The organism is Pseudomonas extremorientalis (assembly GCF_001870465.1).
In the GTDB taxonomy this organism is placed as follows: domain Bacteria; phylum Pseudomonadota; class Gammaproteobacteria; order Pseudomonadales; family Pseudomonadaceae; genus Aquipseudomonas; species Aquipseudomonas extremorientalis.
The window spans coordinates 125,755-138,202 of record NZ_MDGK01000060.1 but is presented as its reverse complement, the minus strand read 5'-3'; the positions used below and the strand labels follow the sequence as shown (position 1 = coordinate 138,202).

The following is a 12,448-nucleotide window of genomic DNA, read 5'->3' as shown; positions in this document are numbered from 1 at the left end:
ATCCGAACATGCCAAAGATGAAGACTAAAAGTGGTGCTGCTAAGCGGTTTCTGAAAACTGCTAACGGTATCAAGCACAAGCACGCTTTCAAGAGCCACATCCTGACCAAAATGTCGACCAAGCGTAAGCGTCAACTGCGCGGTAGCAGCTTGCTGCATCCGTCTGACGTGGCAAAAGTCGAGCGCATGCTGCGCCTTCGTTAATTTTTGGATCAAGAATAGAGGAAGTAACTCATGGCTCGTGTAAAGCGTGGCGTCATTGCCCGTAAGCGTCACAAAAAAATTCTGAAACTTGCTAAAGGCTACTACGGCGCGCGTTCACGCGTATTCCGTGTTGCCAAGCAAGCGGTAATCAAGGCAGGCCAATACGCCTACCGTGACCGTCGTCAGAAAAAACGTCAGTTCCGCGCTCTGTGGATCGCTCGTATCAACGCTGGTGCACGTGTTAACGGTCTGTCCTACAGCCGTTTCATCGCTGGCCTGAAAAAAGCGTCCATCGAGATCGACCGTAAGGTTCTGGCTGATCTGGCAGTGAACGAAAAAGCGGCGTTTGCTGCGATTGTCGAGAAAGCTAAAGCCACCTTGGCTTAAGTACCCCCGACAGTCACCCTGGGTTACGCTGTAGCCCAAGGTGTTAAACGTCATAAATAGGGGAAGAGCCTTCAAGCTCTTCCCCTATTTTGTATCTGGAGTCTGTACATGGAAAACCTGGACGCGCTCGTCGCTCAAGCCCTTGAGGCTGTGCAAAGCGCTGAAGATGTAAATGCCCTGGAGCAAATCCGGGTTCACTACCTTGGCAAGAAAGGTGAATTGACTCAGGTGATGAAGACCCTGGGGAATTTGCCGGCTGAAGAGCGCCCGCAAGTCGGTGCGCTGATCAACGTCGCCAAGGAGCGTGTCACAGAGGTGCTCAATGCGCGCAAGGCGTCGCTCGAGGAGGCCGATCTTGCGGCCAAGCTCGCCGCCGAGTCCATTGACGTAACCCTGCCTGGCCGTGGTCAGGCCTCGGGCGGTCTGCATCCGATCACCCGGACTCTGGAACGTATCGAACAGTTCTTCACCCATATCGGCTACGGCATCGCCGAAGGCCCTGAGGTCGAAGACGATTATCACAATTTCGAGGCACTCAACATCCCAGGCCACCACCCGGCCCGGTCGATGCACGACACCTTCTATTTCAACGCGAACATGTTGTTGCGCACCCATACCTCGCCGGTACAGGTCCGCACCATGGAAGCGAACAAGCCGCCGATCCGCATCGTCTGCCCAGGCCGTGTATACCGCAGCGACTCCGATATCACCCACTCGCCGATGTTTCACCAGGTCGAAGGCCTGCTGGTTGATCGCGATATCAACTTCGCCGACCTCAAGGGCACCATCGAAGAATTCCTGCGGGTGTTCTTCGAGAAGGAGCTGGCGGTACGTTTCCGTCCATCGTTCTTCCCGTTCACCGAGCCGTCCGCTGAAGTCGATATGGAATGCGTGATGTGCAGTGGTAAAGGCTGCCGCGTCTGCAAACAGACCGGCTGGCTGGAAGTGATGGGCTGCGGCATGGTTCACCCCAACGTGCTGCGCATGTCCGGCATCGATCCGGAAGAATTCTCGGGCTTTGCCTTCGGCATGGGTGTAGAGCGTCTGGCCATGCTGCGTTACGGCGTGAACGACTTGCGTCTGTTCTTCGACAACGACTTGCGGTTCCTCGCGCAATTTCGCTAGTCGTAACGAATCTTTAGGAGAGCAGGATGAAATTCAGTGAACAATGGCTGCGTGGCTGGGTAAGCCCGCAGGTTAATCGCGACGAGCTGGTTGCGCGTCTGTCGATGGCCGGTCTTGAGGTCGATAGCGTTACGCCGGCCGCCGGTGTTTTCAGTGGGGTGGTGGTAGGCGAGGTGCTGAGCACCGAGCAGCATCCCGACGCTGACAAGTTGCGCGTATGCCAGGTGAGCAATGGCGCGGAAACCTTCCAGGTCGTGTGCGGAGCGCCCAATGTGCGCCCGGGCCTGAAGATCCCGTTCGCCATGATCGGTGCCGAGTTGCCGGGCGACTTCAAGATCAAGAAGGCCAAGCTGCGTGGCGTTGAATCCAACGGCATGCTGTGTTCCCAGGCGGAGCTGCAGGTCGGCGAAGGCAATGATGGCCTGATGGAACTGCCGGCCGACGCGCCCGTGGGCCAGGACATCCGTGTTTATCTGGAACTGGAAGACGCCAGCATCGAGGTCGACCTGACCCCGAACCGTGGCGACTGCCTGTCCCTGGCTGGCCTGGCGCGTGAAGTGGGTGCTTTGTACAACGCCCCGGTCACTCGTCCGGTCGTTGCAGCTGTACTCGCTGTGCACGACGAAGTACGTCCGATCGACGTGCTGGCCCCCAACGCCTGCCCACGTTACCTGGGCCGGGTGATCCGCAACGTCGACCTGTCCAGGCCCACCCCGCTGTGGATGGTTGAACGCCTGCGCCGCGCTGACGTGCGCAGCATCGACGCTGCCGTCGACATCACCAACTACGTGATGCTGGAGCTGGGTCAACCGCTGCACGCGTTCGACCTTGCCGAAATCAACGGCGGCATCCGTGTGCGCATGGCGGAAGAAGGCGAGAAGCTGGTGCTGCTCGATGGTCAGGAAGTCAGCCTTCGCGCAGACACCCTGGTTATCGCCGACCACTCCCGCGCGCTGGCGATTGCCGGCGTGATGGGTGGCGAGCACAGCGGCGTATCCGCTACCACTCGCGATGTATTCCTCGAAAGCGCATTCTTCGACCAGATCGCTATCGCCGGCAAGGCCCGTTCCTATGGCCTGCACACCGACGCGTCGCACCGCTATGAGCGCGGCGTGGACTGGAACCTCGCCCGTGAAGCCATGGAGCGCGCCACTGGCCTGCTGCTGGAAATCACTGGCGGCGAAGCCGGCCCGATCACCGAAACCGTCAACAAGCAGTTCCTGCCATCGGTTGCGCCGATCACCCTGCGTGCCAAAAGTGTTGAGCAGATGCTTGGCCTGGTGATCGAACCGGCTGAAATCGAGCAACTGTTGTCCGCCCTCGGCCTGGGTATTTCCGCCGGTGGGGAAGGGCAGTGGAGCGTTGAAGTACCAAGCCATCGCTTCGATATCAGCCTGGAAGTCGACCTGATCGAAGAACTGGCCCGCCTCTACGGCTACAACCGCCTGCCGGTTCGTTACCCGCAAGCGCGCCTGGCGCCGCAACCCAAGGCCGAGGCGCGTGCGCACCTGCCTGAGCTGCGTCGCCTGCTGGTTGCCCGTGGCTACCAGGAAGCGGTGACCTACAGTTTCATCGATCCCAAGCAGTTCGAACTGTTCAACCCTGGCGTCGAGCCGCTGCTGTTGGCGAACCCGATCTCCAACGACATGGCGGCCATGCGTTCGTCCCTGTGGCCAGGCCTGGTGAAAGCACTTTCCCATAACCTGAATCGTCAGCAAGACCGCGTGCGCATGTTCGAGAGCGGCCTGCGTTTCGTTGGCCAGCTCGATGGCCTGAAGCAAGAGCCAATGCTGGCTGGCGTGGTGTGCGGTAGCCGCCTGCCGGAAGGCTGGGCACAGGGCCGCGATGCCGTGGACTTCTTCGACGTCAAGGCTGACGTGGAAGCGGTGCTGGGCTTTGCCGGTGCACTGGACGCCTTCACCTTCGTACCAGGCAGCCATCCGGCGTTGCACCCAGGCCAGACAGCACGCATCGAGCGCGAAGGGCGTTTGGTAGGTTTCGTCGGTGCCCTTCACCCTGAACTGTCGAAAACCCTCGGTCTTGATCGTCCGGTGTTTGTGTTCGAACTGGTCCTGGCTGAAGTGGCTTCGGGCAAAATGCCTAAATTCAGCGAACTGTCGCGCTTCCCTGAAGTGCGCCGTGACCTGGCGCTGATTGCCGACCGTGACGTGGCTGCCACTGCCGTTCTGGATGTAATCCGTGAAAATGCAGGGGAATGGCTGACAGACCTCAGGCTATTTGACGTCTATCAGGGTAAAGGTATTGATCCGCATAGAAAAAGCCTTGCAGTTGGCTTGACCTGGCAGCATCCATCGCGCACTCTTAATGACGATGAGGTGAATGCCACGACACAAAATATCCTCACCTCGCTCGAACAAAGGTTGAACGCCACGTTAAGGAAGTGACGTATGGGGGCTTTGACGAAAGCTGAGATGGCGGAACGTCTGTACGAAGAGTTGGGTCTGAACAAGCGTGAGGCCAAGGAATTGGTCGAGCTGTTTTTTGAAGAGATCAGACACGCTCTGGAAGACAACGAACAGGTCAAATTGTCCGGTTTCGGCAATTTTGACCTGCGGGACAAACGCCAGCGGCCTGGCCGCAATCCAAAAACGGGAGAAGAAATCCCGATCACGGCTCGCCGTGTGGTCACCTTTCGTCCAGGGCAGAAGTTGAAGGCCCGAGTTGAGGCTTATGCTGGAACCAAGTCATAACGACGAGCTACCCGTCATCCCAGGCAAACGCTACTTCACCATTGGTGAAGTCAGCGAGCTTTGTGCGGTAAAGCCGCACGTGCTGCGCTATTGGGAGCAGGAGTTTCCTCAGCTCAACCCCGTCAAACGCACCGGGAACCGTCGGTATTATCAGCGCCAGGATGTGCTGATGATCCGACAGATCCGAGCGTTGCTCTACGATCAGGGGTTTACCATCAGCGGCGCGCGCCAGCGTATGTCCGGTGATGAAGCCAAAGACGACACCACCCAATACAAACAAATGATCCGCCAGATGATCGCCGAACTCGAAGATGTGCTGGTGGTGCTGAAAAAGTAATTCCGGCTTTTAAAATACTTCCACATTTCAAAAGCTTGCGGTATATTCCGGTTCGCTTCGTCAAGAAGCAAACCCAGTAACACGCCTAGTCGGGGCGTAGCGCAGTCCGGTAGCGCACTAGCATGGGGTGCTAGGGGTCGAGTGTTCGAATCACTCCGTCCCGACCATTATTCCTGAGTAAAATCAGACTCTTAAGCCGATCAGTTAGATCGGCTTTTTTGTGCCTGCACAAAACTTCTCGTTGATTTCGCTGATGTTCAGATCCGGAACTGCCTCGGACCAGATGATTTCCCCATGGGTCCCGCTGATAGTTCTTGGTCATGCCCTCAATTTGCGCCATGAGACGCCGATACGATAGGTATGACCCAAGAGGCGATGTCCTATGTTCAATGCAAGCCTTAAGAAACAGCTTCAATCTCAGACCAGTGAACTGTTAGAGCTTCGCCAACTGCGCGATGGTCTGAACCGTGAAATGCTGACGTTGAGTATCGACTCGTCGTTTAACATCACGGCCTGCAACGAAAACTTTGGAAATACGCTGGGCTACGCTCCGGATCAGCTTGTCGGTCGCGCCATGGCCGAGATTGTTCCCTCGTATGTCTCCAAACTGCCGTGCTTTCATAACTTTCGAGCGGCGGTGGCCGCGGGTAAGTCAATCAGCGACGATTACAGATACCTTCATGCCAATGGTTCGTTGGTGTGGATTCATGCACATTGGCAGCCAATCATGGACGCGAGCGGCCAGTTGAGTCATGTCACTTGCTACGCGACGAACATTACCTCCCGAGTGGAAAAAGCCTCGGAAAACGCGTCGTTCATTGAGGCGTTATTACGTTCTACTGCGGTGATCGAGTTTGATCTCTCCGGGCATGTACTGATGGCGAATGATCAGTTTCTACAAGCCATGGGCTACAACCTGGGACAGGCAAAAGGGAGCCATCACCGGGTTTTCTGTAAACCGGAGCTGACTTCGTCCCAGACGTACAAGGACTTCTGGGCAAAGCTGAACAGAGGTGAATTTGTTGCCGGCCGGTTCGAACGTATAGACAGTCGCGGCCAAACGGTGTGGCTGGAAGCGACCTACAACCCGGTTTACGACACCGAAGGCAATCTTTGCAAAGTGGTGAAGTTCGCCACGGTAGTGACCGATCAGGTGGCCCGTGAGCAAGAAGTGAGCGGGGCCGCCCAGACGGCATTTGAAATTTCTCAGCAAACGGATGTCAGCGCTCAACGAGGCGCAGTCGTCGTCAACGATACGATGCATACCATGCGTAAGATTGCCGTTGATATGCAGGCGGCCTCCGGGGGAGTAGAAGCGCTGGGCAAACAGTCATTGTTGATCAGCTCAATTATTCAGACGATCAGCAGCATCGCGCAGCAAACCAATCTTCTTGCTTTGAATGCTGCGATTGAAGCGGCTCGCGCAGGTGAACAAGGTCGAGGATTTGCCGTTGTGGCTGATGAGGTTCGACAATTGGCGGGCAGAACCAGCACGGCGACTGAAGAAATCGCGTCGGTTGTCTTGCAGAATCAGAAGTTGGTCGATGAGACCGTCGCTGAGATGGCCAACAGCAAGTCCCAAGCCGAGCAAGGCCTGGAACTTGCCACTCAGGCAGGCCAGGTGATTGTTGAAATCCAGGACGGTGCCAAGCAAGTAGTCGACGCCGTGGGCAGGTTTGCGACCCAGTTGGCTTAGGGAGCGAAAGGGCGCGCCAAAGCTGTCATCAAGGATGGGGCCTGGACACGGCCCTGCGCTGAAACGCCGGCCGGCTCAGCACAGGAACCATCCGCCCCTAAGTCATGTGTCGAGTGCCTGCTGTTTGGCTATTTCCTGGTTACGCAAAATAAACCGCTGCAACTTTCCACTCGGTGTCTTGGGTAGTTGTTCGACGAATTCGATTTCCCGCGGGTAAGCATGTGCAGCCAGGCGCTCTCGCACGTGCAGGCGCAGGATTTCCGCCAATTCGGCGCTGGGCGAATACTGGCCATGCAATACGATAAACGCCTTGATCAGTTCAGTGCGCTGCGGGTCGGGTTTGCCGATCACTGCGGCCTCGACCACCGCCGGGTGTTCGATCAACGCGCTCTCGACATCGAAAGGCCCGACGCGATAGCCCGAGGTGGTGATCACATCGTCGTTACGGCCGACGAAGCTGATACTGCCGTCGTCATTCAACTCCACGATATCGCCGCTCAAGTAATAGCGGCTGACGAAGGCGTTGGTCGGCATCGCGAAGTAGCCGTTGAACCAGCACTGCGGCGAACGCTCGCGGTCCACCGCCAGCACGCCAGGCTGGCCAGTCGGCAATTCCCGGTGGGCGTCATCCAGCACGACAATCCGGTATCCCGGCACCGCATAGCCGGCCGAGCCCTCACGTACCGGGTGGCGTAGCCCATGATGATTGCACAGCACCATGCCGATTTCGGTCTGGCCGTAATGGTCGTGGATGACCACGCCGAGCTGTTCGGCAAACCAACGGATGACTTGCGGGTTGAGCGGCTCGCCGGCGCTGCTGACGATACGCAGGTGGCCGCGCACGGCGTCGGCGAACTCGGCTCCTGCCGCGATCAGCAGGCGATAGGCTGTCGGCGAGCCGGCCAGGTTGCGGATGCCGTATTTGGCGATGATCCGGCAGGTACTCTCCACCGAAAACGGCCCGTCATAAAACAATGTGGCATGGCCACATGCCAATGGACCGGTCACCGCGTAGTACAGGCCATACGCCCAGCCAGGGTCGGCGAGGTTCCAGAATGGCTCGCCCTCACGCAGGTCGATTGCATCACGCATATAGCCCTTGAAGGCCAGGAGGGCGCTTAAAGGCACTTCCAGCGGTTTGGCCGGCCCGGTGGTGCCCGAGGTGCACATCAGCAGAAAAGGCGCACTGGCATCCAGCAACTCGGGTGCGCATTCGGTGTGTTGATGATCCAGTGCACTCCAGAAATCGTAATCGCCTGGGGCCCGTGCATGGTCGCCGGTCACCAGGATGCCTGGGCAGTCCGGGATGTCATCCAGCTTGGAACGGTTGTGCGCGTCGGTCACGATCCAGCGTGCCTTGGAGCAGCCCAATCGCTGCTCGATCGCCTTGGGACCGAATGCGGTAAAAAGCGGCTGGTAGACCGCGCCGATACGCCAGGTGCCCAAGATGGCGATCAACAGTTCAACCGTGCGTGGCATCAGACCCGCGATACGCTCTCCGGGCTTGACTCCCTGTTCCCGCAGAAAATTGCCGAAGCGCGCAGCATGGGCCTGCAGTTCGCTGAAGCGGTAATGCGTGGCACGGCCATCCCGCGTTTCGCAATACAACGCCACGGCATTTGCGTCGGCGTGGCGGTCGCAGCATTCGACGCAGGCATTCAAGGCATTCAGCTCGCCCTGCAAATCCTGCGCGGCCAGGCGTAAAAAATCGAAGGAGTTCACTGCTGAGTCGTAATCGCGCATAACGTACCTGATTGTTATTGTTGGATTAGGTGCTTTGCCCACGCCCATGGTGCGGGGGGGAGGTTGCCCCAGCCTGCAAGGCGGCCGACAGGGCCTGTGCGTCAAAGGCAGCCGCCCCCGGCAGGGCTCGCCAGGCCGACGGCCCGGCGGCGATTTCCTCGGCACTGAGCAGGCAGTGGTCGAGTTCACGCTGCAAAGCATGGGTGTCGAGATCCTGGCCGATGAACACCCACTCCTGCCGACAGTCACCGACGATGCTGTCCCACTTGGCCATGATGCTCTGCAACCGGTATTCATCCCGCGGCCACTGCGACTGCTCGATGAAGTTCCACCAGTGCCCGACGTAGTCCCACTGGAACTGCGCGCCGCTTTGCGCCAGCAGGCCGGTTTCCAAGTGTCGGCTGGCCAGCCAGAAATACCCTTTGCTGCGTAACAGGCGGCCGTTGCTCCAGGGCCGTTGGAGGAAATCGAGCAAGCGTTGTGGATGGAAGGGCGCGCGTTCGCGGTATACCCAGGACGTCACGCCATAGGTGTCCGACTCGGAGGCCGGAGCGTCTTCAACCTCCATTTTCCTCATCCAGCCCGGCGACGCCGCAAGGCTGGGCAAGTCAAACAGATGGGTGTCGAGGAGGCGGGTCAATTCGACCTGGCCGTGGGCCATCGGCATGATCCGGGCGGTCGGATTAAGGCTTGTGAGAATCGCCCGCACAGCCTGATAACCCGGCTCGTCGATCAGGTCCCGTTTGTTGACGAGAATGACGTTGGCGTATTCCACCTGCTCGATCAGCAGGTCCGCCAGAGGACGTGCAGGGGTGCTCTCCTGTGTGTCGTCGCGGGCCACGGTGTCCGGTGACCTGAGCAATGCCTGAAAACGGCTGCCATCGACCACCGTCACCAGGGTGTCGAGCCGTGCCAGTTCGCTGAGGCTGAAGCCTTCAGCGTCAAGGAAGGCGAACGTCTCGGCGACCGGCATTGGCTCCGAGATGCCCGTGGATTCGATGAGCAGGTAATCGAAACGCTGCTGACGCGCCAGGGCACTGATCTGTTCGAGCAGATCGGCGCGCAGCGTGCAGCAAATGCAGCCGTTGCTCATTTCGATGAGTTCATCGCGACCACGGTGCAGCGACACGTCGCGCTGCACCTCGGCGGCATCGATATTGACCTCGCTCATATCATTGACGATGACCGCCACCTTCAGGCCTTCGCGATTGCGCAGGATATGGTTGAGCAGGGTGGTCTTGCCGGCACCGAGGAAGCCGGAGAGCACCGTCACCGGCAGTCGGCCCGCCTGGGTGCCGTCCCTCATACGTTCACCGCTCGAGGGGCATCGACGCGGTCCAGGTAGCTTTCGAACAGATCGACCACCACGAAGCCGTCGTCTGCCGCATCGCCCCACAGATCTTTCACGGCAAACTCCACATGGTAGGTCGGCTGATGCGCCGCGCTTGTATCGCCATGGCCGATCGCGTCCGGGAACGGCCATTTTTCCGACGTGCGATGCAACACCACGCCTTGCTTGCCGCGCACATAGGCCGGCATGCGGATATGCCCGGCCACGTACTCGTCGCGCACGACCACGCGGTCACCGACCTCAAACGGCGCTCGACCGGTGATCGCCGCACGACCTCCAGCCTGTGCCGGGTTTGCCAGCTTGAAGTGAGAACCCAAGGCCTGGTCGAGCTCCGCCTGGGTGATGACGCCCGTTTCGACCAGCAGGGTGGCGGTCGCGATGACGTAGCGTTCGTAGTACTGGGTGCCGACATGTTGGCGAACGTCCAGGCGTTCGACGGCATGACGCACTTCGTCCACGCTGAACTTCTTCAAATGATCGGCCCCGACGAACATCAAGCTGTAGGCCAGGTGCTCCCAGTCCTGCTTGAATACCTGTTTGTAGTCCAGGCTATTGATGGTGTGAGGGACTTTGCCAAAGCCTTGGAAACCGCCGAGATCGTGAAAGCCATCCATAATAGAAACTCCGGGAGTTGAACGATGATGCGTGGTTTTTCTCAGCCAACGCGGGGCAGGGCGACGCCGATCAGCACGTCTTTGGTCACGAGTGCCTGAAGCTGCTCCTCACTCATGTGCTCGGAACCTTCAGGCCTTACCGGCAACACCAGGTAGCGGGTCTCGGCGCTGGTATCCCAGACCTTGACCACCACGTCGGTTGGCAGCTCCGTCCCCAGTTCTTGCAGCACCGTGCGCCCCTCCCGGACCAGGCGTGCACGGAACTCGAAGCCCTTGTACCACTCGGGCGGCAGGCCGAGCACCGGCCAGTTGGTGCAGGAGCACAAGCTGCAGACAATGACGTTCTTCACCTGCGGCGTGTCTTCCAGCGCGACGATGTATTCGCCCTGCGGTCCGGTATAGCCGAACCGGGCACACGCAGCGGTGCCGTCCTTGAGCAACAGCGCCCGGAATTGCGGATCGACCCAGGCCTTGGCGACCACACGGGCGCCGTTCTCCGGGCTCCAGCCGTGCTCCATCAATTGCGTGAGCTGCTCGACGTAGCCCTCCGGGATAAGGTCCTTGCTCTTGAGGACTTGAAACAATGCCCAGGCCCGTTCACCTGGGGTTGAAGTGCCCGCAGGCGTGGAATTGGATGGACTCATGGGGTATCTCCTATCAGTCAACGCGGTTGTGGAGTGGTTGAAACGTGCCGGTGTTTCTTATTGTTTTCCAGGTTGGGCGCTCAGAGCGTGCGCCAGTCCACCGTGGCTTCGAACGCCGCCGCGGCCTGGTAGATCGTGCCTTCGCCGTAGTGCCTGGCGACCAGCATCAGCCCGACGGGCAGCCCGTCCACCAGGCCGCAGGGAATCGACATGGCCGGATGCCCGGTGATGTCTTGTGGCGCGGTATTGCCGATCATTTCCAGGGCGCGGGCCACGTATTCAGTGATCGAACAGCCCGCTGGCGGGTGGGGCTGGGCGGTGATGGGCGTGGTCGGCATCACCAGCAGGTCATAGCTCTGCAAGGCCTTGTCATAGCCTTGCCGGGCGAAGCGGGCGAGGTTCTGGGCCTTGGCGTAATACCGCCCGTTGTAGTGGGTCAGGCCGTACTGGCCGACGAACATGCACAGCTTGAGCGACGCGGATAATTGGTCCGCCTGTTCGCGCCAACCGGCCTGTTTGTCCAGCAGGCCGACGTCGTACAGGCCTTTCCAGTTAAAGCCCGCACCGTTGCCGTGCATCATCTGCATGGTCAAGCCTTCGCAACCGATGGGATGCCACAACGAACCTGCCAGGTTGTGTTCGGGAACGGACACCGGCTCGACATGGGCGCCCAACGCTTCGAGACGGGCGATAGCGTCGCGCACCTTGTCCGCCACGCGCGGGTCCTGATTGGCCAGCGCGAACCCCTCCTGCAACACGCCGATTCTGAGCCCGCTCACGCCCCGCGCCAGGTAACTGCAATAGTCATCGACCTGGGGCGCCGCCTGGCGTGGGTCGAGGCCATCGGAACCGGCCATGGCCTGCAGCATCAGCGCGTTGTCGTGCACGTTGGCGGAAATGGGGCCGACATGATCGATCGTCGCTTCAATCGCCATGATGCCGGTGTAGGGCACCAGGCCATGGGTGGGTTTCATGCCGTAGGTACCGCAGAAGGCCGACGGGATGCGGATGGAGCCGCCTTGATCGCCGCCCACGGCGATGTCGACTTCACCAGTGGCGACCAATGCCGCGCTGCCCGATGAAGACCCGCCGGCGGCATACCCGTGACGATGGGGGTTGTGTACCGGGGCTGGGTCAGAGGTATGGCTGCCGCCCGACAGACAGTAGTGCTCGCAAGTGGCTTTGCCGAGGATGGTCGCGCCGGCATCGAGCAAACGCGTGACCACGGTGGCATCGAAGCCCGGCACAAACCCTTCCAGCGGTGCGGCGCCGTTCATCATCGGGACGCCGGCCAGGGCGATGTTGTCTTTGAGCGCGACGGTTTTACCGGCCAGCAGGCCGCTACGGGCGCCATTTACTTCAGTCCGGTAGTACCACGCGTTGAGCGGGTTTTCCTTGGCCGAGGGACGATAGCCTGAGCTGCGCTCGTAACGTATCGGCGGAACGAAATCACACAGTTCGTCGACCAGGTCGTATGCATCGAAACTCGGTTGCATCAGGTCCAGGTAGGACGCTGCCTGTTCGTGGGTCAGTTGCATGTTCAACTGGGCCGCAATGGCTAACAGCTGATCAAGCGTGGGACGAGTAATGGCCATGATTTTCCTGTCTTTTTATCGATTCAGTCCGGGTAGCAATGG

At 59.4% G+C, this 12,448-nt stretch carries 12 protein-coding genes, 1 tRNA gene and 1 pseudogene; 9 read left to right on the top strand and 5 right to left on the bottom strand.

Features of this window, described 5'->3' with window-relative positions; translation table 11 throughout:
* Positions 1-8 precede the first annotated feature (8 nt).
* From rpmI to BFN10_RS30245, 9 genes and pseudogenes are all read left to right on the top strand, one after another.
* Complete coding sequence (gene rpmI / locus BFN10_RS26385; protein WP_002553160.1) at positions 9-203, top strand: 50S ribosomal protein L35; 195 nt, start codon at positions 9-11, stop codon at positions 201-203.
* A gap of 30 nt (positions 204-233) precedes the next feature.
* Positions 234-590, top strand: a complete 357-nt coding sequence (rplT, locus tag BFN10_RS26380; protein WP_002553161.1) for a 50S ribosomal protein L20 — start codon at positions 234-236, stop codon at positions 588-590.
* Between the two features lie 108 nt (positions 591-698).
* Positions 699-1,715, top strand: a complete 1,017-nt coding sequence (gene pheS / locus BFN10_RS26375; protein WP_003192486.1) for a phenylalanine--tRNA ligase subunit alpha — start codon at positions 699-701, stop codon at positions 1,713-1,715.
* Between the two features lie 26 nt (positions 1,716-1,741).
* Entirely contained in the window at positions 1,742-4,120 is a 2,379-nt protein-coding gene (gene pheT / locus BFN10_RS26370) for a phenylalanine--tRNA ligase subunit beta (protein ID WP_071492187.1), read from the top strand.
* 3 nt (positions 4,121-4,123) lie between these two features.
* Complete coding sequence (gene ihfA, locus BFN10_RS26365; RefSeq protein WP_002553164.1) at positions 4,124-4,426, top strand: integration host factor subunit alpha; 303 nt, start codon at positions 4,124-4,126, stop codon at positions 4,424-4,426.
* On the top strand, positions 4,407-4,763 hold the full coding sequence (locus BFN10_RS26360) for a MerR family transcriptional regulator (protein WP_010209127.1): 357 nt from the start codon (positions 4,407-4,409) through the stop codon (positions 4,761-4,763). Before ihfA ends, BFN10_RS26360 begins: the two co-directional genes overlap by 20 nt.
* A 90-nt stretch (positions 4,764-4,853) precedes the next feature.
* Positions 4,854-4,930, top strand: a tRNA-Pro gene (locus BFN10_RS26355).
* A 215-nt stretch (positions 4,931-5,145) separates the two neighbouring features.
* Positions 5,146-5,922, top strand: a pseudogene (locus BFN10_RS30250) (PAS domain-containing protein); the annotation flags it as partial.
* 99 nt (positions 5,923-6,021) lie between these two features.
* Complete coding sequence (locus BFN10_RS30245; RefSeq protein ID WP_371322063.1) at positions 6,022-6,459, top strand: methyl-accepting chemotaxis protein; 438 nt, start codon at positions 6,022-6,024, stop codon at positions 6,457-6,459.
* A gap of 102 nt (positions 6,460-6,561) precedes the next feature.
* Here BFN10_RS30245 and BFN10_RS26345 read toward each other — a convergent pair whose 3' ends face one another.
* From BFN10_RS26345 to BFN10_RS26325, 5 genes are all read right to left on the bottom strand, one after another.
* A complete protein-coding gene (locus BFN10_RS26345) occupies positions 6,562-8,202 on the bottom strand; it encodes an AMP-binding protein (RefSeq protein ID WP_071492185.1) in 1,641 nt (546 codons plus the stop codon).
* A 25-nt stretch (positions 8,203-8,227) separates the two neighbouring features.
* Positions 8,228-9,508 (bottom strand): GTP-binding protein, encoded by a 1,281-nt coding sequence (locus BFN10_RS26340; protein WP_071492184.1) that lies wholly within the window; start codon positions 9,506-9,508, stop codon positions 8,228-8,230.
* A complete protein-coding gene (nthB, locus tag BFN10_RS26335) occupies positions 9,505-10,167 on the bottom strand; it encodes a nitrile hydratase subunit beta (protein WP_071492183.1) in 663 nt (220 codons plus the stop codon). The genes BFN10_RS26340 and nthB overlap by 4 nt, the downstream gene beginning before the upstream one ends.
* Before the next feature lie 41 nt (positions 10,168-10,208).
* Complete coding sequence (gene nthA, locus BFN10_RS26330; RefSeq protein WP_071492182.1) at positions 10,209-10,811, bottom strand: nitrile hydratase subunit alpha; 603 nt, start codon at positions 10,809-10,811, stop codon at positions 10,209-10,211.
* Between the two features lie 80 nt (positions 10,812-10,891).
* Entirely contained in the window at positions 10,892-12,406 is a 1,515-nt protein-coding gene (locus BFN10_RS26325; RefSeq protein WP_071492181.1) for an amidase, read from the bottom strand.
* Positions 12,407-12,448 lie beyond the last annotated feature (42 nt).